The 24,736-nt window shown below is 47.3% G+C and carries 6 protein-coding genes; all 6 read right to left on the reverse strand.

Going from position 1 to position 24,736, the window contains the following annotated elements:
* Nucleotides 1-24: 24 nt before the first annotated feature.
* Genes AC4E8D_RS22355 through AC4E8D_RS22380 form a run of 6 tightly spaced genes read right to left on the reverse strand, consistent with a single transcriptional unit; the run spans nt 25 to nt 24,684 of the window.
* The gene (locus tag AC4E8D_RS22355; RefSeq protein ID WP_339305124.1) at nt 25-1,344 is read right to left on the reverse strand and encodes an aspartate aminotransferase family protein; all 1,320 of its coding nucleotides are present in this window, start codon (nt 1,342-1,344) and stop codon (nt 25-27) included.
* Nucleotides 1,341-2,321, reverse strand: a complete 981-nt coding sequence (locus AC4E8D_RS22360; RefSeq protein ID WP_490205223.1) for an ACP S-malonyltransferase — start codon at nt 2,319-2,321, stop codon at nt 1,341-1,343. Before AC4E8D_RS22360 ends, AC4E8D_RS22355 begins: the two co-directional genes overlap by 4 nt.
* Entirely contained in the window at nt 2,318-3,469 is a 1,152-nt protein-coding gene (locus AC4E8D_RS22365) for an acyl-CoA dehydrogenase family protein (protein WP_339305128.1), read from the reverse strand. Before AC4E8D_RS22365 ends, AC4E8D_RS22360 begins: the two co-directional genes overlap by 4 nt.
* Nucleotides 3,466-3,723, reverse strand: a complete 258-nt coding sequence (locus AC4E8D_RS22370) for an acyl carrier protein (RefSeq protein ID WP_036668520.1) — start codon at nt 3,721-3,723, stop codon at nt 3,466-3,468. The genes AC4E8D_RS22365 and AC4E8D_RS22370 overlap by 4 nt, the downstream gene beginning before the upstream one ends.
* On the reverse strand, nt 3,720-7,919 hold the full coding sequence (locus AC4E8D_RS22375; RefSeq protein ID WP_490205224.1) for a non-ribosomal peptide synthetase: 4,200 nt from the start codon (nt 7,917-7,919) through the stop codon (nt 3,720-3,722). Before AC4E8D_RS22375 ends, AC4E8D_RS22370 begins: the two co-directional genes overlap by 4 nt.
* Nucleotides 7,909-24,684: an amino acid adenylation domain-containing protein gene (locus AC4E8D_RS22380; protein WP_490206502.1), complete on the reverse strand. Its 16,776-nt coding sequence runs from the start codon at nt 24,682-24,684 to the stop codon at nt 7,909-7,911. The genes AC4E8D_RS22375 and AC4E8D_RS22380 overlap by 11 nt, the downstream gene beginning before the upstream one ends.
* Between the last annotated feature and the right edge of the window lie 52 nt (nt 24,685-24,736).

A 24,736-nucleotide genomic window follows, 5' to 3' on the forward strand; every position in this document is an offset into this window, starting at 1 on the left:
AATCACCTCCTTATTGAGCTACCATTAGATCAGCTCGTCGTAGATCTCTTTCATTTCTGCAAGTGCTGCAGGGACACGCTCACCGAACAAGGCAACATCCTGCATATCAAGCAGGATATTCGGATACATCCGCGAGAGCGTAGATACCAGAACACCGTGCTCAGCAAGCTTGCTATTTAACAAAATATCAAAAGACATTAATTCAAACGTATAATCAGCCGTATCCGTAAGCGGCTCCGTGCAGCAGTGATAAGAAGCACAGCCAGACGGCCCCTGAACAATTAAAGGCAGACCCACCTTCACTGCTTCCTGGCAGAGTATGTCATGCATCATCTCAGCGTGGCGGTTCATGCTGTGCATCGCCTGTCCTCCATCGCGTCCCAACATTTCCAGCGTAGCTTTTACAGCAGCTGTACCTAATGGATAGCCATTAAACGTACCCGCATGAATTACTTTTTTGTCTACAAGCAACTTCATGATATCCGCTCGGCCAACCAGGGCTGACACCGGAACTCCGCCACCCGCGATTGCCTTCCCAAGTGTAGTCAGATCGGGCGTTACACCGAATAACTGTTGGGCACCACCGAGTCCCATACGGAATCCTGTTATAATCTCATCAAAAATGAGCACGACTTGGTAATGGTCACATAACTGTCTGACTTTTTGCAGATAACCCGGAGCAGGCATGACTCCGCCTCCATTTACACAAACCGGCTCCATGATTACTGCTGCAATGTCGTCTCCATGCTGGCGAAATAGTTCCTCCAGACGGGCTGCGTCATTCCATGGCAGGAGGTAGGATTGAGATTCCATGGCATCCTTTGCCCTCCCCTTTGTTCCTTTCATGTCACCAGGATAGTCTGAAGGTACAGGCGGACCTGTACGTGCAGTCTTGCCACCCATAATATTGTCCGCATTGCCATGATAATGGCCTTCAAAACGTACAAAGCGATTTTTACCGGTCCACGCCCGGGCAAGACGAAGTGCATTCTGGACAATCTCCGTGCCTGATAACCCAAAACGAATCATCTCTGCTGAAGGAACATATTGATGGATCAGTTCCAGAGCCTCTGCATCCAGATCGCAATGACTTACGGAAAGAACACGGTCAATGGTATCCTTCAGACACTCGTTATACTCCTCGTTGCCGTGGCCAACAATGAGGGCACCAAAGCGGGCATATAGATCCAAATACTCGTTGCCGTTCATGTCCGTCACTCTGCTGCGGGAAGCATGCTTGAAATGGAGCGGCGTCTCTTCCCAAGGAAGGTGAAAATTATAGTGCACACCACCAGGCAGCCATTGTTTCACCCGCTGATTGTACTGCATCATCTCCGTGATCATCCCTTATCGCCTCCCCCACTTGTCTGGTTTACTGCTTCATATCGCTCCAGTAACCTGGACCGATCTTGCGGATCATCCAGCGAATAGGCTGCAGGCAAGGTCTTATTCTCAGCCAGCATATTTCTTACGCTCTGGCCTGGACCGATATCGATCCATACCGTCGCTCCCAGATTTTGAACGCGTGCCAATGCCTGATTCCAGCGAATGGGTTGCAAAAGCTGGTTGCTCAGCAGCTTAGGAATGTCCTCGGCTCCGCGAATGAACTCACCATGTACTGTAGAGCATATGGGAAACACCGGTGCAGAGAAGGAAATCGCTGCAAGCATCTCCTCAAGCTCAGGCTGAATGAACTGCATCAACTCGCTATGATAAGGTGCATCTGCCTTCATTGGCATCATGCGAAAAGGAATGAATTCCCCACCGTAGCCATCCACCTGATCATCCAGCAGTTGAAGACCCTTCGCAGTACCTGCGACGACAAACTGTCCCGGTGAATTATAACCGGAGATCGTCACATACTCGTTCTGACGAATATTCCCGACTAATTCTTCAAGCGCTTCTTGGGTTATATCAACAACAATACCCGCTCTTCCTTTTTGCTCCTGAATGGAGCGATGCATCAACGCACCACGCTGAGCTGTAAAACGGATTCCATCAGCAAATCGCAATGCTCCCGCCGCTACTAAAGCCGAAATCTCCCCCAAACTGTGACCTACTGCATAATCTGGAGTCATTCCTGTCCGGCGAACAAATGAGTCAAATAAAACGTAGCTTGCTGTCAGCACAGCAGGTTGAGCATATTCAGAGACCGTCAATTGATCCAGGGTCCCTTCCATAACCAGTGCCTTCAAATCAAATCCGATCACCTCGCTCGCTTCCGCAAAGATCTGATTCGCCTCCGGCTCACTGTCCAACAACTCGCTGCACATTCTGATATACTGGCTTCCCTGGCCGGGAAATAGTGCACAGAACGTCATACGCCACCGCCACGCTTGTAATAGGCTTTTAATCCGTAATGCGAGATCATCTCCTGCTGCATCTGAGAAGAACCTTCAATAATCTCCAGAATTTTGGCTTCCTTATACAGCCTGGCAACAGGATATTGGTTACTAATTCCATTCGCACCATGAACCTGTAGCGCATCACTTGCAACTTCAACAGCAACTTTGGACGTAAAATATTTGGCGATGGTTGTCTCCATGGCGGCCTGCGGGTCCTTGGCTTCTCTCAGCTCGGCTGCCCGTAAACATAATGCTCGTGCTGCATGGACTTTTGTCACCGCATCTCCAATCATGCCGCGAATCAGCTGAAAATGACTCAGCTTCTGGTCAAATTGCTTCCGCTTCCTTGAGTAAGTCACCATGGCATCCAGCGCTTCCTGCGCAATCGCCAGTCCTGCCCAGGCAATGCTATATCTGCCTTGGTCCAGCGCCCCGGTTACGATGTACTCAAAACCTTCATTCAGACGTCCAATAATGTGATTCTTTGGTACACGCACCTCATGGAGATCAATCTCAGCTATACCTGTCTCTCCCGCAACCATGACACCTTCAATAGGTTTGGTCTGTACACCCTCAAACTGGCGTTCGACCCAAAAAGCAGTGCTTCGTCCCTGATTCGAGGCAATAATGATAAATACATCTGCCAGATGTCCAAACGTGATCCACTTCTTTTTCCCATTCAAAACATAACAGTCCGATTCTTCTCTCCACGCGGTCTTTACACTTTTGGCATCCGAACCAACTTCCGGTTCAGTCAGGCCAAAGGCAGCAATCCATTCTCCCTTCACCAACTTGGGCAGCCAGGACGATTTTTGCTCAGGCGTTCCGAAACGTACCAAAGTTTCACTTACAAGTGAAGTATGTACCGTTAACAAGCTGCGAACGGCTGGAAGAGCCTTGCCAAATACTTCAGTCAACAGCCCGTACGCCCTAGGACCGAGACCCATGCCGCCATATTCAGCCGGGATCGAGGCAGCCAAGTAACCTTTTTCAGCCATGGCACGGATCAATGTTCTGGGAATGGCTTGCTGCTCCTGAATCTGTTGAGCATAAGGACGAATCTCACGGGCAGCAAACAATTCAGCTTCATGAATAATCTCTTGCTCTACATCCACTTCAATCATTCGGCAACCCCCTCTTGAAGAAGAGATTCATTGAGATAGGCAGCGAACTCGGCAATTGTTTTGTATTCAAACAACGCAACCGGACTGATGTCAACTTGAAGATGCTTACGCGCACGGTTAATGATCTTGAGCGCCTGCACAGAGGAGACACCAATTTTCAAAAAATTCATCTCTTCATCGATGTCCTCTGGCTCCTGATTCAACGCTGCAGCAATCTCGCTTTTGAGAAAAAGCTCAATTTCTTCTTTTGTCATATCATGACCTCCGTTCCCTGATTCACATCTATCCAATGTACATACGGCTCGAATGGATGTGCTGGCAGATGTACAATCTGGCCAGAGCCATTCGGATGTAACTGTTCCCAATCCAGCGCAGCACCACGTACATAAAGCTGTCCCAACAATAATGCAAGCTGATCCTCCATGGTGAGTTTCGGCTCGGCAGACAGGCGGATGAAGCTCTCCTTGCCATTGTATTCAAGCTGCTGCACTGTCTGATCTGCAGCAATCATAAGTACAATGTCGGCGTTTGCCATCTTGCCAGGTGTGTCTTGCAGACTCTCTAACGTCACTCTGTTGTTCACTGGAATGGATTGGCTTGTATGAGCGCTGTGATGTTCCTCGCCATCCAGATGTAAACTGGATACAAGCTTCTCTCCTGCAGCTATTCCTCGAATCTCCTGAATGGAAGGGACCAGACGTACAAGTGTCTCAAGCAAGGTCACCCAGTAGTTCAAGGTTGATACCGTATCTTCATTAGAATCGTCTGGCCTGATTACTTGACGTGCATGAGCTTCATCTTCTCTGCCAATCTCATGCCCCCCAACCACAATACTGACACGAGCAGCTCGGTTTCTAGGCTTGAAGCCAAATTCCATCTCTTCGATGTTCCACTCTCCGGTTGAGCTGACAGTTACTGCCGCACGATACCGATAATGTTTTCTATATCTGTTCCGAGTAAAACAAAGATCCTCTGGTGCCAGGTCCGCATGTTTCTTCACATACTGCTCCGTGTTATCAATCAACTTTTTTAGAGCCTGCTCTGATTTCGCAGAGAACGTTAACAACTGGCCACGTGCCGGGGCAGCTGCACGGACAGGGGCTTTCCATTCCTCCAGCACAATGTGGGCATTCGTACCTCCCAGGCCAAATGAACTGATGCCGGCCTTCCGTGTTTTCCCTACAGGTACATCCCACGATCTATGCTCGCTAACGATATGGAACGGCGATTGCTCCAGTCGGAGGGCCGGATTCGGATTATCCATATGCAGACTTGGTGCCAGTTCCCCATGCTGCATACTGAGCAGAACCTTGGCAAGACTGGCTCCACTGGAGGCTGCAAATAAATGTCCAATATTGGTTTTGACTGAACCTAATCCAATCGAATTGTCGCTTGGATATCCCTTTTCCCGGAACAGTCGGAGCAAGGCATTCACCTCAATTGGATCTCCAATCCTTGTCCCCGATCCATGTGCTTCAATATAAGAGACCTCGCTCGGGTTTAGATTGGCATCGCGATAAGCGGCACGGAGTACCTCATATTGCCCCTGAGGGTTGGGTGCCATAATGCCAAGTGAATATCCGTCGTTATTCACCGCTGTCCCGCGAATCACACCATAAACATGCTTATTGTTGCGAACTGCCTCTGTTAGCGGCTCCAGATATACAACAACAGCACCTTCCCCCAGGACTGAACCATCTGCTTCCCGATCAAATACCTTCGTATGTTGAGTGGAAGAACAGATTCCAGCATTGCGTGATAGTTGATGAACATGCGGTGTAGCCAAAATGTTCGCTCCACCTACAACTGCCCCAGAGATACGCTTGTCCTGAATGGCCGCCACAGCTTGTGTCAGTGCTACCAGAAAAGAAGAACATGCTGTATCTATGGACAGTGCCGGCCCTGTAAAATTGTACATGTGTGAAATGGAGGCCGCTGCTATATTGGACATATTGCCTACCATAGCGTGAGAATGAACAGCCTTTCCAAGACTCCGGTTCATATAATCAATAACCAGATCGAAGTATGTGCTTGGGTTAATCCCTACATACACACCCACATCACGCTTATCCTCATGGTCCACGAGCATACCCGCATCCTCCAGCGCCTCATGAGCAACTTCCAGCAGCTTGCGATGCTGCGGATCCATAAATGCAGCTTGTTCAGACGGGATTTCAAAGAACTCATGATCAAACGTATCCGGTTGCTTCAGTTCCCCAATCCAGTCATCCCAACCGGGTTGCTTGGAACGTGTTGCACGCTCTAAACTAACCCGGTCAACACTATCTAACCCGTTAACCAGATTGCTCCAGAACTGCTCTTGGGTGTCGGCATCAGGCAGACGCAGAGACAGTCCGGTAATAGCAATAGCACGATGTACATTCAGGTGATTATCTGTTGTTTCAGCTTGTTCAGAGTCCTTCGTTTCTGCTGGAAGTTCCTGCAGATATTCCACCATCTCACGTACTGTACTGCAAAAAACAAGTAGTTCTTGTCCTAATTCACGTCCCATATGTGCAGACAGCTTGTCAAGTAATTGATAGGAGAGAATGGAATTGCCTCCAAGTGCAAGAAAAGAAGTATCCATCTCAATCTTTCCTGCGGGCAATTGAAGAATTTCGGCCCAGGCTTTACGTACGGTATATTCCAAAGACGATGCGGAAACCGTCTCGTGTCCTTGCTGTTGTGTGTTTTCGCAAATCAGCTCTTCAATGGCCTCGATGTCCTTGGTAAATACTCCACGCTCATATTCGTTTCTCAGCATGAAGCGCTGAACCTTGCCACTCGTCGTTTTGGGAATAACCTTGATTGGGAGAACATGGGTGATCTCAATACCCAATCCAGCCCTCATACGTTGGATCAGATCCTGTCGTACCTCCAGAAACTGTGGAGTTCCCGATTTGTATTTAACAAATACAAGCAGCTCCTCTACTTGTTCGAGGCTGTTAAAGTGCCCGACTACCGTCAGATTGCCTCTCGGAATGCTGCTATTCTGGTACAAAATTTCTTCAAGATCATGCGCATAATGGTTCTGTCCCCGGATAAACACAATGTCCTTGATCCGTCCGCTTACAACCAGGGAGCCATCAGCCATATAACCCAAGTCTCCAGTGCGAAGCCACCCATCCACATACATTTCACGATTGATCTCTGGGAGACTGTAATATCCGGAGGTTACCGATTCCCCACGGATCTGGATTTCGCCAACGACCCGTTCATCCAGCACTTCACCCTGTTCATCCGCAATCCGGATTTGAATCCCTGTCATGGGATATCCTTCATGGACAAATTCGATCACATCCGAAGTATGGCTATCACTGCTAGGCAGCTGTACTGGCACAGCCAGTCCTTCCTGCACCAGCCGCGAACGCGAAATACGTTCAATTCGCGGCTCTTCCCCCAGTCTGGAGGTACATACACCTACTGTCGCTTCTGCCATGCCATACGCAGGAAACATCATATTGGAACGATAGCCACAAGAGCTGAATTTTTTGACAAATCGCTCGATAACAGACGTTGATATAGGCTCTGCACCATTCAAGGTCATACGCAGTGAAGACAGATCAAGCGTTGAGAGCTTGGAATCCGGGATCTTCTGAACCATCCATTCGAAACCGAAATTGGTACAGCAAAACCATTTTCCCTGATGCTCCGTAATCTTGCGCAAGAACAGATAAGGCGACCGTACGAAGGTATAAGGTGACATCACCATGATGTTGGCTCCACTCAGGACGGGTGTCAGATGCTGTCCAAATATCCCCATATCATGCGTATGCGGCAACCAGGTAAACACATTATCTCCTTCTTCAGCTCCAAGAAAAGTCTTGCATGCAATACTGTTGGCGATAATATTGTGATTTGTTAACTGCACACCTTTGGGAATTCCCGTGCTTCCTGATGAGAATTGCAGGAACACAATGTCATCAGGAGAGGTTGGGCATAGATCAGCCATCTGCTGGCCTGCTTGAAGCTGGTTCACGCTAATCAACATAAGACCTTTGAATACCGGACTTTCCGCAAGCTGTTTATACTTGGGCATGTAGGCTTCCTCGACGATAACGACTGGACGCCCGAGTACCTCCCACACTTTCGTGAATTTCTCCAGACCGGCTGAGCCTGGTTCCCAGGCAGCCGGAGGACTAACCGGGGCGACAATAATGCCCCCCAGCATACAAGCCCAAAATGTACGGTAAAATTCCTGTGACTGGTCAATTTCCAAAATAACAACCTGTCCTTGTTGAATGCCTTGCTCCTGAAGAGACTGCAGGTACTTGCGCGCCTGCATCAGTAATTCAGGATATGATTCAAACTGTTCGTCACCTGAAGAGCTGATATAGGTCATTCCCTTTTCTGGATGAGTATCTGCAATGTAGATTAGCATCTCAGCCACTGTTGAATAATGTTCTGGCACAATCAGCTCGGGTCCTCGCTGTATGGATTTACTGGACATGTTGCACCTCCATTGCCTCATTGTGAACTACCACTCTCACATCGCTACCAAGCTTGTCATCAATCAGCTGTTTCATACGTTTGATGTCCAGACCAGCCTGACAGGCCAGATGTACGTACAGACACTCTTCGTCGTAGCGAATAACCCATTCGAATTGGGCGAGTCCCGAATTCGAATCTTGGTCATCCGACGACTGAGACGACATTGGGATCGCTTCGCTACTGGAGATGAAGCCTTGATAATTAAACAGAATCATCTGACGCGTCTCCTGTTCTGCTTGCCTGTAGGCAGTTCCCAATTGTTCCTGTATGCCATCATATTGTGCCGAGAGGGAAGAATCATGTGTAAGTGCCATAAAGTTAATGCTGTGTCGCTTCGTAAATTCCAGACGTTCCAACAGATCTTCCTGTGTGAATTCACTGTCTACCAGCACTGGAATCAAATCAAGGAATTCTCCCACATAATCATAGTAGGATTCTTCGCCATACTCCCTTCCGTAATGCACCAGGGCTATTGGCAATTGGCTTATGTTCAGATAAGCCGCAATGATGTTGGAAAAATTTTCAAAGCATGTCCACCAAACATCTGCAGGCTCCTTCCCTGCAAGGGACAACTCAACAGTCATCGCTGAAGGCGACAATGTTTCTGTTTCCTTCAACTTGTTCATGACGATGGTGTTACATCTATTCCATGCCTGAAGCGAAAATTGTTTCTCCATTTCATCTTCTGATACCCCTATGGGGCCTTGAGACAGAAAATTTACATAATCCTCATAATTTCGTACTTGGTACAGAAGATCACTCTCGATCTCTATACCTTGCGGTCTATATAATGCCTTCGATTCAAGTTGCTGCTTGATGATCTGGGCACTCATACCATCAAACGCAAGGTGATCAAAACTCCAAATCAGCTTATGCTCTGTGGCTCCTGTACGCAAAATACACAGACGCCAAGGTAGTTCCTTCAACGTATACGTTTTGTGTAACAGAGACTGAACCAGTTTGTACTCCAACTGCTCAATCGTAGCCGAAGCATAATGACGAATATCAAGATAGGGGATAAGCTGTTGCAACATGTCTGCCGCTAACGATATATCACATGGATGCCAATACAATTGTTCTTCCTCATATATCATGCTGTGCAGCAACTGATGTCGGGATATAACCCCAAGAATCAGGTGTTTTACAGCTTGTTCATTCAATTCGCCTTCCAGCGTTGTTGTAAATCCGCTTGCTCGTGAAGTCGTAGAAGCATGTGCTTGTTGAATTGGAGATAGTGGGAATTGACCCATAGGGGTCATGCCCGCCATAAAAGATGAAACCTGATTGCAGCTGTTTAAGACATGCAGGACCAGGCTATCCAGTTGTTTCTCATGAAGTGTTATGTCCTGTGGTATGACTATCGGGGACTGAATATGCAGGCTATCTTCGGACCAAACTGACGCCGGAGGATTAATGTCTACCAATTTGGCAAGTCCTCTAACTGTCGGATATTGGAATAATTCGTTCACATTGATGGCAATTCCTTCTTTTGCCAAAATTTGAGTGAATGCAATCGCTTTGAGCGAATGCCCCCCATTTTGAAAGAAGTGATCTTCCACACCAATGCCTGGATTACCCAGGATCTGTCGCATGGCGGCAAGAATGACACGCTCTGTTTTTGTCCGAGGTGAACTCATCTCCAGAGACCTCTGCTGCTCTTCAACCAAATGCTCCGACAATGCTCTTCGGTCCACTTTGCCATTGGCATTAATCGGAAGATGATCCATTCGAATAATTCGTGCAGGCACCATGTACTCTGGCAGCTGCTGGTGAAGTTCTCTTCGAATATACTCAGCATCTGCTCCAGTATCGGTTGTATAAAAAGCGGCAATGTATAGACTTCCTGATGGTTCTGTAGCTGTCATGACAAAGGCATCACGAACTCCCGAAAGACGCTCCATACAATTGCCTATCTCCGATAACTCAATGCGGAAACCTCTAATTTTGACCTGGAAATCCGAACGTTCAATAAAAATCAGACTGCCGTCAGCCAGACGTTTGACGATGTCACCTGTCCGATACATTCGTTCTCCCTTGCGGAAGGGATCATCAAGAAAGTGTTTTCGGGTAAGATCCTCACGGTTAAGATATCCAATACCTACCGCATCCCCACTGATATACAGTTCACCTGGAACGTTGGGTGGCACAGGCTTCAGCTCATCATCCAGAACATACAAAGCTGTGTTAGACAGGGGATAACCTATAGGCAGCGAGCTAGTATAAGGCTCTGTTTGCTGTAATAAGTGGTAGGAGGCAAAAAAGGTCGCTTCCGTTGGCCCATATCCATTTAACAGCCTGCCCGGCCCCACGCATGCAAGCGCTTTGTTGGCATGACTCACCGATGCAGCTTCACCACCAAACATCACTCTACGCACATTCCTCAAGCAATCAGCATCCCAATCCACCAGCATATTAAACAAGGATGTCGGAATATAAAATACTGAAATCCGTTGCTGTCGGATGACATCCGCCAAACGAGCCATATCCAAGATGGTCTCTTTTGAGATTAATACAAGAGTAGCGCCGTTTATTAATGAAGCAAAAATATCGAAAATGGAACCGTCAAACGCATAGTTAGAAATTTGCAGGATACGATCCTCTGGCACGACGGTGACAAAATTGCTATTTTTCATGACTTTGGTCACATTGCGATGACTCATCACAGTCCCTTTTGGGGTTCCTGTTGACCCTGATGTATAAATGATATAAGCCGGGTCAAGAGCGGTCATGTTCATATCTTCAACGGGCTCCTGCATATTTCCCGAATCAAATGCTGCCAGTTCATCTGCCGGCACGATACAAGGAACTACAGATTGCCATGTGGAGACATACGCCGTTTCAGTCAATAACACAGCCGCATCGCAATCTTGCAAAATAAATTCAATTCTCGATGGCGGCGAAGCTGGGTCAATCGGAACATAACTGCACCCCACTTTGAGTGTAGCAAGGATACTGATCATCTGGATCGGTCCACGGTCCAGAATGAGAGCAATACTGGAGCCTGATTTTACCCCTTGTCCAAGCAACCTGGACGCCAGCCACTGAACACGTTCATACAGATCTGCATAGCTCCACTCATCGTCTTCCCAGACCAATGCTGTCTTCTGTGGATGCATATGAACTTGTTCCTCGAATAATTGGGAGATGGTCGCATCTCGCGGATACTGGGCGGCATTATCGTTGACTCCGTACAGCAGCCAGTCCTCTTCCTCCGGTGTAGTGAGCTTAATCTGTCCAATTCGTTCATTATCCCCTGTTGTGATCTGAGACAGGATATACCGGAATTTATCCAGCATCCGTTCCATGGACTCCGCTTTAAACAAATCCGAGCGATAGTCAAGTTCAACCGTGTAACATTGCTTATGCTCGACCAGTGTCCAAGTCAGATCAAATTTGGCATCCACCTTACCTTCGACCCATGGTTCAAGCATCAGTTCCCCGGCTTCAGGATCATCGGTCCCCATATTAATGTAATTTAGAACCACATCAAATAGGGGGTTGCGGCTTAAATCACCGAATAGACCAAGTTGTTCTACCAGTGCTTCATAAGGATAATGCTGATGCTCATAACAGGATAACAGCTTGCCACGCATCTTATTCAAATACGCCTCTGTGGACCATTCTCTGTCCATGCTGGTGCGAATGGCAAGCATGTTCACGAACATACCCATAACGTTATTGAGTTCTGGCTTCTCACGCCCCGCAACCGCTGTACCAACGACCAGATCGTCTTGACCCGTATACTTCCAGATTAATAGATTCAAAGTTGCCATGAACAACATGTAGGGTGTAAGCCCTTGTTGAGTACAGAAATCATTGACCTGTGTACTTAACGACTCACCAAGTTCAATGGAACGTCTGTCTCCTCTGTAGGATGACGCCCCATGTCTTGGGAAGTCTGTAAGCAATTCAACAGGTGCAGGCATGTCCTTGAATTCCCGTATCCAAAACTCGGCGTCTTCAACAGATTGTCCATGTGACGCAGCTTCATCACGCCATTCCGCATAATCCTTATACTGAATATCAAGAGATTGCAATGTTTCTCCTCTGTACATACGAGCGAAATCCTGCATCAGAATAGCAATGGAACTCTGATCCGAAATGATATGATGCATGTCGATGAATAAGATGTGTTCCTCTTGAGAAAGGCGAATCAGCTTAACACGAACCAATGGTGCGCAGGTCAGATCAAAAGGCTTGATCCATTCCATGATCTGCTCTAACCCTGCCGTTTCTAATTCCAGCAACTCCACAACGCTTGGAACCTGATCCTCAACAACCTGGAAAAGCTCACCATCAATCATTTCGAACCTGGTACGGAATGCTTCATGTCTCTCTACCAGTGCATCCATTATTACTCTGAATTGGGCAGGGTCAAGTTTTCCTCTTACCATATAAGAGCTGGCGAGATTGTACGCCGTACTCTCACCTTTCATCCACTCATGCACCACATACATTCTTCGCTGTGCAGAAGTGGTCTTGTATTTCTCTTTCTTAGTAACAGGCAAAATTGGGTTCACTGAATCAGAGTCGCTTGTAGCCTGATGTTCAGCAATCCATTGAACCATGTGTTCAAACACTGAATGATCAAAAACCTCTTCCAGCCCCAAATTTAATCCAAACATTTCTTTAATCCTCGACGCCAAGGAAATCGCTTTTAAAGAATGACCTCCAAGTTCAAAGAAATCATCTTCAAGGCTGACTGCTCCATTACCAAGCAACTCCTGCCACAATTGCGACAATATATGCCTTATCTCATCATCAGTCCGTTGAACCCTGACTTTCCCAGCTGGAGATTGGTCTAATGCTGTGATAGAACCCGCTGCAACCTGTGACATACCTGCAAGCTGATACAACGCAACATCATGTTGATGAACAATGGGATCAAAGGAATACGTCGGCAGGGAGATTTTTTGCTTGCGCCCCGTTCCGTTTAACTGTTCCCAATCCAACTCCATGCCAGAGCACCAGTAAAAAGCAAGTACTTTCATTAAATACACGTCTGCCTCAAGCAAACTCTGATGATCTCCAGTAAGAGCAATGACGTTTGGCTCTGAAAATGAAGCCGGGACTATTTGGTCTGTATCCTGCTGCTGATTCGAAACGATCCACAGCGTATGCCCAGCAGATTCAGAAAGCGTCTTGCGATTTAGCAGCGTAAACAGGAAATTTGGAGATAACAGTGGTGCAATGCTCGACGCAAGGTCTGTTACAGTTGCATCTGTCATCCTTCCTGTCATAGCATCTGACAATGCTCCTTCTTCTAGTGACCAATGCGCCCAATTGTATAAAAGCCCCACGGCATGTACTGGATCAAGTGCATCACTAATGACCAACCCCACCAGTTCGCCAACGCCTTGTCCACAGACAGCATCCGGCTTGATACCAAGCTGCATCACGGTTTGATAAAGAGCATATTGCACAACAAAGCACTGCATGCGCTCAAGCCTTGAATCGGTTAACGATCGCCCTATGCCTTGGCGAATGGCATACTGTTCCTTGGACTCAAAGAGGTTCAGTATCTCTTCAAAGTGCTGTTTAAATATCTCTGAGACCTGGCTGCGATACACAGAAGCATATAGTTCCCGAATCTTGCGCGCTTCCCAACTTGCATTCCCGCTAAGGTAAAACATGACCTTAGGCTTCCCATTCATCACACTTGCCTGTGTCTCGAACTCTATAGACTGCTCACTTGGCGGAATATAACCGTCCACAACGATCAGTGCTTTACGATGAATGAATCTGCTTCTTCCCTTTTGCAGAGTCCACGCAGCATTGGGCAACTGCTCCGGCAATGCATGGATCGCCTGTAGAACCGAATCGTACGTGCGTTCCAGCGCAGATTCACTCTTGGCCGAGAAGGGCAGCAGAAGCAAAGATTCATAATTGGCTTGGCTCTCTTGGACGGGTGGTTGCTCCAGAATGACGTGAGCATTGGTCCCCCCGATCCCAAACGAACTGACACCCGCTCGCAGGATACCCTTCGCCTCTTCTAATGGCTGTGGCTCCTTGTTGATATAGAAGGGACTATGCTCCAGCTCCAACATCGGATTCGTCCGATTCATGTGAATCTGTGGCGGAACCACCCGGTGATAAAGCGTCAGTACGGTTTTAATAAAACCGGCGACACCTGCTGCCGCATCAAGATGTCCAATATTGGCTTTCACAGAACCTAGAGCACAATAATTTCTACGATCTGTTCCCCATGACTGCCTGAGCGCTTCGATTTCAATCGGGTCACCCAATTTGGTTCCTGTTCCATGCGCCTCCAGATAGGAGATCTCTTTTGGAGATACTCCCGAACGATGCAGGGCAGATTGAATAACCTTGACCTGCCCGGCCACACTCGGTGCCGTATATCCAATTTTGTCCATGCCATCATTATTAATCGCTGAACCTTTAATGACTGCATAGATATGATCTCCATCTCTCTGCGCGTCGCGGAGTGACTTGAGCACAACCATTCCGCATCCATTACCAGACACAGTACCAGATGCCTGCTCATCGAACGGTCTGCAATGACCATCCTTTGAATAAATCATGCCTTCATGCCAGTGATAACCTTCTTTGAGCGGATAGGAGATAGAGACACCTCCCGCAAGTGCCACATCACACTCCCCCCGAATCAGCGATTCAGCAGCTTGGTGGATAGCGACCAAAGAAGTCGAACATGCGGTCTGTACGGCCATACTTGGCCCTCTCAGATTTAATTTGTGAGATACTCGGGTTGTAATATAGTCCTTTTCATTTAAAGTCATGGCTTCAAAAGCCTGTAGCAAATTACCGGAACGACCTAGAAATTGCACCATCCATGGTAAGCTCAGTCCACTTCCGGCAAACAATCCTATAGCTCCCTCATAACTGTAAGGATCACATCCGGCATGCTCAAGCGCCTCCCATGAGCACTGATGCAGCAGCCGTATTTGCGGATCCATCATGTTGGATTCCTGATGCGGATATTCGAAAAATCCGGAGTCAAAATACTCAGTGTCTTGCAGTACACCTTTGGCCCGTACATAATCGGGATGTTTGAAGTCTTCCGGTCGTACACCCGCAGCGGTTAGATCATCTTCATCCAGACGGGTGATACCGTCCTTACCTGCCATTAGGTTATCCCAGAACTCCTCAATATTTCTTGAACCGGGAAAATGCCCTGCCATGCCAATGACTGCGATATCCGACGAAGAAGAAATTCTGCTACTGTGTTCTGAAGCAGACGGGATACTCTGTTCCGGTCTGCTCTGCTCCACTTTGCTGTGTTCAACTGTGCTCCTCACATACTCTTTTGGAGCTGTTGTCGGGTCCGGGTTCGTAACAGGATATCCAACCGAAGCGATATGCCCGCTCTCCTCTTGCACCTGTTGTGTAACTGTCCGCAGCATCTGCTCAGCCACCAGATGATTAACCAGTGATGCAATGGAGGAATGCTCAAACAATTGCACCAGCGGAACGCTTTTATCCAGATAGGCATTCAGCCGATTATTGATCAGAATAAGCCCCAGCGAGTTGCCTCCGATGTCAAAAAAGTGATCATGGATATTAACCGTATCCAGATTCAATATTTCCTTCCACGTTGCAATGAGCATCTGCTCCAGGTCAACTTTTGCCCGCTCCATTCCTTGAATCGATGAGCCATAAACCAGAGCCGGGTTATCCCTCTCTGCCGTTTCAAAATCAGCCAGACGAAGGGCATTGCGATTCAGTTTGCCATTAGGCAGCACAGGCAGATTTTCCAGACGAATCAAGCGAGAAGGCATCATGTACTGTGGAAGCCGCTGCTTTAACCAGGTCCGAAGCTGTACGTCTTCATCCCCCATAACGGAAGGCCCAATCCCAGGCTTCAGACTGTAGAAAAGGATTAATTGCAATGAATGTGACTCGGCCCCTTCTACCTTAACGACAGCTTCTCTTACACGTTCATAATTCATCGCTGCCTGCTCAATCTCGTTCAGTTCAATCCGGTAGCCACGAATCTTCACCTGCTGATCTAACCGTCCCATTAACTCAACATCCCCATCCGACAGTATACGGGCCAGATCGCCAGTTCGGTACAAACGGCCTCCCAAAACATTGGGGTTTGCAATGAATCGGGCATCGGTCTCAGCAGCGTTGTGCAGATAACCGCGGGATAATCCTTTTCCTGCAATGCACAGCTCTCCATAACTTCCAGGTGGCAGTATTTCACCTTCATCATTCAGAATATAAATCTCTGTATTGGTAATGGGCTTGCCAATGGTAATCGCGGCTGTGTCATTCAATTCTTTGGTCGTTGACCAGATCGTAGTTTCCGTTGGTCCATACATGTTAAAGACTCGAGCGGGCGTAAGCCGCTTCAGATCGGTGAGGAGTCCCACAGGGACGTTTTCCCCTCCAGTAAGAACACACCGCAGATTGCCCAGCGCCTGAGCGAATTCCGGATTTTCGACAAATGCCTTAATGCGTGAGACCGTGCTAAGAATGTGTGTAACACCATGTTCATGTATTCGACGTGAAGCAAGAGCCGGGTCAAGCTGCTCCTGCTCATTGGCCAGATACAGGGAATATCCGGTGCATAATGGTGTCCACACTTCAAATCCGAAAATATCAAAAGATATGGTCGTTACACTGATGATGCGATCTGTCTCATGCGCAAAAATATGTCGGTGCCTGATGTCCTCAACAAAATTGACCATCGCTTCATGAGTAATCATGACCCCTTTGGGACGACCGGTCGATCCTGAGGTAAAAATCACACAGGACAGATCCGAAGACAGGAGGCTTACGTCCGGGTTAAAGGATGAGCGCACATCCTGGGCAGTTGGATCATACACAAATCGCTCTCCGCTAAAAGTCACTGTGCCTTCTTCATCAGGCGTACACAGCAATACGTTCATTCGGCTGTCTTCAATCATATTCACGATGCGCTGCGGCGGAAAAGCAGGGTCCAGAGGCACATAAGCCGCCCCAGCTTTCAGCACCGCCAATAGCATAATGATCAACGATTCATCTCGTCTGGATAATATGCCTATAGGTTCATCCCGGCGCACACCTTGATCAATCAGCTTCCAAGCCAGCGTATTAGCTTTTTCATTAAGCTCCCTGTAGGTAAAAGAAGCTCCAGATGATACAAGGAGAGCTTTCTTGTCTGGTGTGTGTTCTGCCTGCAGCTCGAACAGCCGATGCAGACCCACCGCAGGAGTGTAATCCAGACGTGGACCAGCAAGACGATGGACTGAGTGCTCATAAGAAATGTTTCTCTCAAACAGTTCGCTCAGAGACAGACTAGGCTGTTGTACAACCTCTTGGCAGAGTCCGATAAACTCCTGCATCATACCTTCAACTGTGTCCCGGCGGAACAGATCCAGCGAGTATTCGATATATCCTTCAATCACCTGCTTCTCCCTGTTTTCTTGACAGGTCATTAACAGATCATAAGTAGACGTACCCGTCTCCACCGGAAAAGAACTGAATTGCAAACCATGAAGTTCAAGTCCATGCAAGTCCATGTTCTGATAATCAAAACAAACATCAAATACCGGATTTCGGTTCAGCTCACGTGTCACGCCCAGTTGTGCCACAAGCTCATTAAACGGATATTCCTGATATGCAAAAGCATCCAGTGTATGTTGTTTGAGTTCGCGTAAAAAATCAGTGTACGTACGATCAAACGTTGGAAAATTCCGCATCGCAATCATATTGACAAACATGCCTACCGTCTCTTTCCACTCCTCTTGCATCCTTCCTGCAACAGGCGTTCCTACCACAATGTCCTGCTGACCTGAGCGGTGTGCAAGAAGAAGATTCCACACACTTAGCATTACCATATACATGGATGCTTCCGATGAGGAAGCCAGCTCATGCAAGTGTTGTGTCAACGAACGATTCAACGTGAAATGGAGACGTCCCCCTTGCATGGATCGCTGTGATGGACGCTCATGGTCAAGTGGAAGCTCCAGCACAGGTAAAGAAGGGCCAAGATGGTCCAGCCAGTACGTTTGATGTGAAATGTATTCCTGTGAAGAGAGACGTTGCTGCTGCCATACCGCGTAATCTTTGTACTGCAATCGGACTGCATGCTCTTTGCCAAAATATAAATCATTGAAGTCACGAGTAATGATTTCGACAGATGTACCATCCGCGATAATATGGTGAATATCAAAGAATAACAGATGCTTGCGCTCGCCTATTTTAATCAGTTCAACCCGCATAAGCGGAGCACTCCCCAGATCAAAAGGACGAATCAATGTCTCGATTATCGCAGGCAACTCTTGGTCATCTGCCACATGCTGCTCTGCATAGCCCATACTTAAGCGAACCGAAGGTTGGATGATCTGAACGATCTGACTACCCCGTATCTCAAACGATGTTCTGAGCGCCTCATGATGTTGCATCAACTTCTGCAAAGCAGCCTCAACTCTTATACGGTCCAATTCACCTTCAATAATGGTTGCAGACGGTAGGTTGTATGCCGTATTGCCTGGATCAAGCATCGCTTGTGTGAACATACGCATCTGTGCAGAAGAGATTGGATAAGCATCCATAGTGGGTGCAGATTGAATTATCTGTTGGTCCACTTTTGGTTTCGCCATGACATAGAGATGCTCAGCCAGTTGAATAGGCGTTGAATGATTGAAAACATCAGCTACCTCAGGCTGAATTCCTAAATGAGACCGGATCCATGCAGACAAGCTGACTGCTTTGAGAGAATCTCCTCCAACCGCAAAGAAATTAACCTCTTCATCTAGATCATCGATGCCAAAAATCGTTCGATATGCATCAAGGACAATCTGCTTCAGTTGGTCTGAACCGCCAGTATAAACGGTCCCTTTTATTAGAGTAGAGCCACTTCCCTTTCCCTGATCTGCATGCTGCCTATCATCCCCGGTATCCATTCCTGCCGCCGCTGATGAGCCAGAAAGAGAAACACTGACAGGATAGGATTGTTTGTTGAAAACATAAGTAGGCAGAGAGCATTTGCGTCGTACCGTCTGCCCTTTGAACACCTTCCAGTCCGGTTCAATGCCTTCGCACCATAACTCCGCAAGTCTGCGGTTCACATAGATACTGTCCTGCTCCGTCTCCCTTACGTGACGTAGCATATTCAGTACCGTCTGGGAATCTCTTGATAGACTGTGCTGTCTGGCAAAGGAGCTTAGCGTTCGTCCTGCACCTACTTCAATTAATACAGCCCGTTCATCCTTTAACACTTCAGCCAGGTTTGATTCAAACAACACCGGCTGTAAAATATGACGGGACCAATAGTCAGGTTGTGTGATTTCATCTCCAAGCGCCCATGTTCCACTGGTGTTGGACAGTAAAGGGATCTGTGGCGTATGAAGTGAATGCTCTGCTAGATAACGTCTAAATTCCTCCGCGGCCTGATTCATCATTGGCGTATGGAATGCATGGGAAGTCTTCACACGAATGCACTTCCAGCCCAGTCCTTCAGCCTTGGCTTCCATCCGTGAAATGGCTTCAGCTGTCCCACCAATCACACTGGAACCTGTAGTATTCACCAGGGCAAGCCACATATCTTCCTCCAGTTGTGACTTCACCTGCTGTGCATCCGCCATAATGGCAAGCATAACCCCGGGTTGTTGTTGTTGCATCAGACGTCCGCGAAGTCGAACTAAATTGACAGCATCTCCGAGTTCGAACACACCCGCTACCGCTGCAGCAGCCAATTCACCAATGCTGTGTCCGATCATGCCATCTGGCTTGATGCCCAGATCCAGCAGCGACTTGGCCAGCGCATAACTTGTCATGAACAGTGCGAATTGGCTGTACTCCGTCTGGTTTATTCGCTCAGGGTGCTGATCCCCGTATACAACAGACAGCATATCTTCTCGTTCTTCCGCAGGCAGAAGGTCCAATATTTCCTGAATATAACTTCTGAAGATTGGAGCCAGGCCTGTTTGCTCTGTAGATCTGTATAGTTCTGCACCCATTCCCTGATACTGACTGCCCTGTCCGGGGAACATAAAGTATACGGGACGAGTGCCTTGAGCCGAATGGTATACGCGTGCTTTCCCCAGTTGCTGTATCAGCTTGTCCGGATTATCCTTCCATGTCTTATCCAGAATGAGTGCCTTACGATACGCAAAAACAGATCTACCTGATTGCAAGGTCCACGCTGCGTTTGACACAGATTGATCCGGCTGCTGAGTCAGATGTTCCATAATCCGTTCAGCGGTGCGGTTCAGCGAGTACTCTGTTTTGGCGGAAAAAAGAAATATATTTACGTCATCATCAGGACTGCACTTCTCCATCTCGGGAGCCTCCTCCAATACCATGTGAGCATTCGTGCCCCCCACACCAAATGAATTGATTCCTGCGCGCATGACTCCAACTTTGCCCTGTTTCCAGTCCACCCCTTGTGCATTAACTTTAAAAGGCGTATTCAAAAAATCAATTTTGGGATTAGGTTGCTCATAATTCGCTGTTCCAGGGATATATCCTTGTCCAAGACTGAGCGCTACCTTGATTAAACCAACCACACCTGCGGCTGTATCCATATGTCCCACATTGCCTTTGACCGAACCCAAATAACAAAATTGCTTTTGGTCGGAAGCAAAGGCCCGAGTTAACGAGTTTACTTCAATTGGATCACCAAGCAACGTTCCCGTACCATGTGCTTCGATATAACTCACCGTTTCCGGGTCTACTCCGGCTACCTTATAAGCATCCTGAATGACTTCAGCCTGTCCGCTTACGCTTGGAGCAAGAAAACTGAGTTTCTCTTGTCCGTCATTGTTAATTGCTGAGCCTTTGATGACCCCGTAGATATGATCTTCATCCCGCAGAGCATCGGTTACCCGCTTCAACACCACAATTCCCATACCATTGGAGAAGACGGTTCCACTGGCTGCCGCATCAAATGGACGACAGTGTCCATCTGTGGAGAACATCATGCCATCCTCAAATATGTAACCCCCTTCATTGGGCAACTCCACGGTGATCCCACCAGCCACGGCCACATCACATTCTCCAACGATCAAAGATTGACATGCCAGATGAGGTGTAACCAATGAAGTAGAACATCCCGTAAGAGCGGTATAGGCTGGCCCTTTTAAGTTCAGCTTATAAGCCATTCGGGTAGCGAGAAAATGATTGGTGCTGAGGGTGAATGCTTCGTATTTACTGCTATAGTTAGCATCGTTAAAAAGCACTTGACGGTACCATTCGAAGTCATCGGACCCGCCAAGGAACACACCCACCTTACCCGCTTCATCCGGTCTGCAGCCTGCATCCTCCAGCGCTTCCCATATTCCCTGATACAAAAGTCTGAATTGGGGAGACATCATTTTGGCTTCACCGGGAGTATAGTCAAAGAACCCTGCATCAAACTCATCGATGCCGTTGGCACGTCCTTTTGCCTTGACATAACGAGGTGAACGTAGCAGTGCTTCCTCCACGCCAAGCTCCCTCAATTCATCATCACTATAAAAGTGAATGCTTTCCCGCCGTTCAACAAGGTTACTCCAGAACTCCCTTATATCCTCAGCGCCCGGCACATTCACCGCTATGCCCACAATTGCAATGTCCTCACGCATAATGCCATCTTTTCGTTGAAACAATTGTTCCCTTTCAGTCGGTATCCGAACTCCCTCATCTTTCGGACCCAGTGCGGCAAATTGACGCAATGTCGGGCATTCGAAAAAACGAGGCACAGGGAACTCCACATCGGTATAATGCTTAAGTTTATTGTGAGCCTGAATGACAGAAAATGAATTTCCGCCCAATTCAAAGAAATGGTCATCGCGCCCTACTCTCTCAACACCGAGCACTTCGGCCCACACTTCGGCTATAACCTTCTCAAGCTCAGAAGACGGGGCGGTATAGAACGTACTGGAAGCGTGAGCATGCGTGATATCTGCCATGAGTGCCTTCCGGTCAATCTTCCCACTGCTATTCAATGGAAATTCGGATTTATGTACAAAAACGGATGGTATCATATATGCCGGTAACAAACGAGACAGATGCTCTCTCAATTCGACAGAAGGCAGCTCCTGCTCTGACAGATAGTAGGCATACAGCAAGCCGGACCTACCTTCAAATGATTTCATAACTACCACGGTCTGGATGACACCCGGATAGGATGACAGGGTATTCTCAATTTCGCCTGTCTCCAGTCTGGCTCCTTGAATTTTAACCTGAAAATCAATGCGTCCCAGATATTCGATCGTACCGCTTGGGAGTGAACGTACCAGATCACCTGTGCGGTACATGTACCTGAAATGCTCTGCATCCTGTCCTTCTTGGAAGAAAGGATTAGGGACAAACTTCTCTCGGGTCATCTGTTCCAGATTCAGATATCCACGTGCAAGCCCAACACCGCTAAGACAAAGCTCCCCTGGAATACCTAACGGCTGAAGCTCATCATGATTTCCGACGACATACCATCTGGACTCATTGAGCGGGTAGCCAATCGGTACATTGCCCAAGCCTTCGTAATGGCTTAACGGATAATGAGAAACCCATATGGTGCATTCGGTTGGACCATAAACATTTTCAAGACTTGCTCCAATGCCTAACCTGTTAAATTTCTCAATGATGTCTGGCGTGACTGCCTCTCCGCCAACAAACATCCATTTCAACGTTTCCAATGCTGACAGATCGGAGCGAAGCTCCATCGTTTCCAGAAAAAGACGGAATAACGTTGGAACAAAGTTGATGTGCGTAACCTTATGTGATGCCACCGTAGACACAATACGAGCAGGGTCTTTTTCTGCTCCAGGCTCAAGAATACTTAGTGCGCCTTCACCCATGAACCAGCCGAAAAGTTCCGTGGCCGACACATCAAAGGTATATGCTGTTTTCAGCAAGTAAACATCCTGCGCCTGCATTGGAAAACGACGCTCCAGATCAAGCAGTGTATTAACTACGCTATGATTTTCAATCATGACTCCTTTGGGCTTGCCTGTTGATCCGGATGTGTACATGATATAGGCAAGGCTATGCGGATTCAGCGCCTCTTCGAGATTTGAGGCATCCCCCGTATAGGCCTGATCGCCCTCAACGTAGATGTACTGGACATCCAGAGTCTCGTCATCTTTTTCGGGCTGCTTAGCCAGCACTATGGATATGTCTGCATCCGATATAATATAGGCCTTTCTGGACAAAGGATAGGAAGGGTCTACAGGTACAAAAGCACATCCGGCTTTTAATACAGCCAATAGGGCAATGACCATATCCGAGGAACGTGGCATCTGCACGCCAACCGCCGCGTTATCACTTTTTTTACTTTCAACGATCTGCCTAGCCAATTGGTTCGCTTTTGCGTTGACCTGCGCATAGGTCTGATGCTGCTTGCCTTCCATTAGAGCTACCCGCTCCGGGAAACGTGCTACTTTATCGTGAAATATATCCATAATATGTTGTGGAGTGTAGGGAAAATAAGAAGTTTGATTGAATCGGTACAGTAGGTTTTCTTTCTCATCCTGCATCAGGAGGCTGAATTCACTGATTTTTTGATCAGAATTGGTTACTAGTTGATTCAGCAAGTATAGAAATCGTTGGCCCATTCGCTCCATTGAATCTTCACGGAACAAGCTCGGTTTATATTGCAGCTTCAACTGAGCACCTTGCGGTAAACGACTCAACACCACCATTAGATCTCCTGGAAACGTAACCTTATCATGATCCAGAATACGAGTTCCGAGGATATCTTCCTCATAGGAATCATAAACAAAGGAGATATCAAACAACGATGGTGATCCGGGTTGAGCCTGTAACATGCTGTCTCTGACAATGAGGTTATTGGGATATCCGATGTTCCTGTACGTATCCATCCAGGTTGTGGCTACTTGTTGCAGCAGAGGTTTTAGAGTTGATTCGAGGTCAATATGGAATCGCATAGGCAACATATGGACAAAACATCCAATCGTTTCTTCCAAGTCCATACCGGGACGATGAGAATATGGGGAAGCAAAGGTGATATCGTCTGTACCGACATATTTACTCATAAGAATGCCAAAGGCACCCATAAAGAACATAAAAACGGTTACTTCATTATCTTTGGACATCTGTGTAATATCAGCCATTAACGATTCCGAAATATCAAATCGCAGTTCATGACCAATCCCTTCTTGCACAGAACCTGCTGGAAAGTCGTGCTTTAGAGAAAGAGGTTCCGCTCCCTTCATTTTGTTTAACCAGTATTCCCGCTCTTTGGAGTACTTGTTTTCGTGCAGTTTCTTGTTCTCTGCCTCAACATAAGAGATGAATCCTTCATCCAGCTTGACATCCACAGGCTGATCTTCAAGAAGACACGTATATGACTGGATAAGTTTGTTTTTCATCAGTTCAAGCGACAAGCCATCACATATTAAATGATGAATACATAAGGTCAGAATATATCGGCTTTTATCCATCTGAACAATCATTATACGGAACAGAGGACCTTTCTCCAGATCAAAAGGTGTCCCGATGCATTCATCCACCAGTGCTTCTAACTGTTGTTCCTTTGGATTCTCCTGATTCTCGCTACTTAGGTCCCACAAGGTAAGTGAATAATCCATATCTTCATGAACGGATAACACGGGTACATCATTTTGAATCTCAATCCGAGTACGCAGCACCACTTGCTCATACATAAGCAATTCGATGGCCCGGCGAAATATCTCCATTTGAAGATGATCAAATTGCATTGAAGCTGAGATGTTATACGAAGTGGGATCATTCACCTGACAATCAAAATAGATTCCCTTTTGTGTTTCGGAAAGTTCAACGGTTTTTTGTACCATCACGACCACACCTCATCGTTTAATTGAGATTCAAGCTGTGTAAGGCAAAAAA

It is taken from the genome of Paenibacillus sp. SRL342 (genome assembly GCF_984798905.1).

What these genes read in the sequence shown, in the direction of transcription:
- AC4E8D_RS22355 (WP_339305124.1), bottom strand. Translation starts at nt 1,344, where the DNA reads ATGATCACGGAGATGATGCAGTACAATCAGCGGGTGAAACAATGGCTG.
- AC4E8D_RS22360 (WP_490205223.1), bottom strand. Translation starts at nt 2,321, where the DNA reads ATGACGTTCTGTGCACTATTTCCCGGCCAGGGAAGCCAGTATATCAGA.
- AC4E8D_RS22365 (WP_339305128.1), bottom strand. Translation starts at nt 3,469, where the DNA reads ATGATTGAAGTGGATGTAGAGCAAGAGATTATTCATGAAGCTGAATTG.
- AC4E8D_RS22370 (WP_036668520.1), bottom strand. Translation starts at nt 3,723, where the DNA reads ATGACAAAAGAAGAAATTGAGCTTTTTCTCAAAAGCGAGATTGCTGCA.
- AC4E8D_RS22375 (WP_490205224.1), bottom strand. Translation starts at nt 7,919, where the DNA reads ATGTCCAGTAAATCCATACAGCGAGGACCCGAGCTGATTGTGCCAGAA.
- AC4E8D_RS22380 (WP_490206502.1), bottom strand. Translation starts at nt 24,684, where the DNA reads ATGGTACAAAAAACCGTTGAACTTTCCGAAACACAAAAGGGAATCTAT.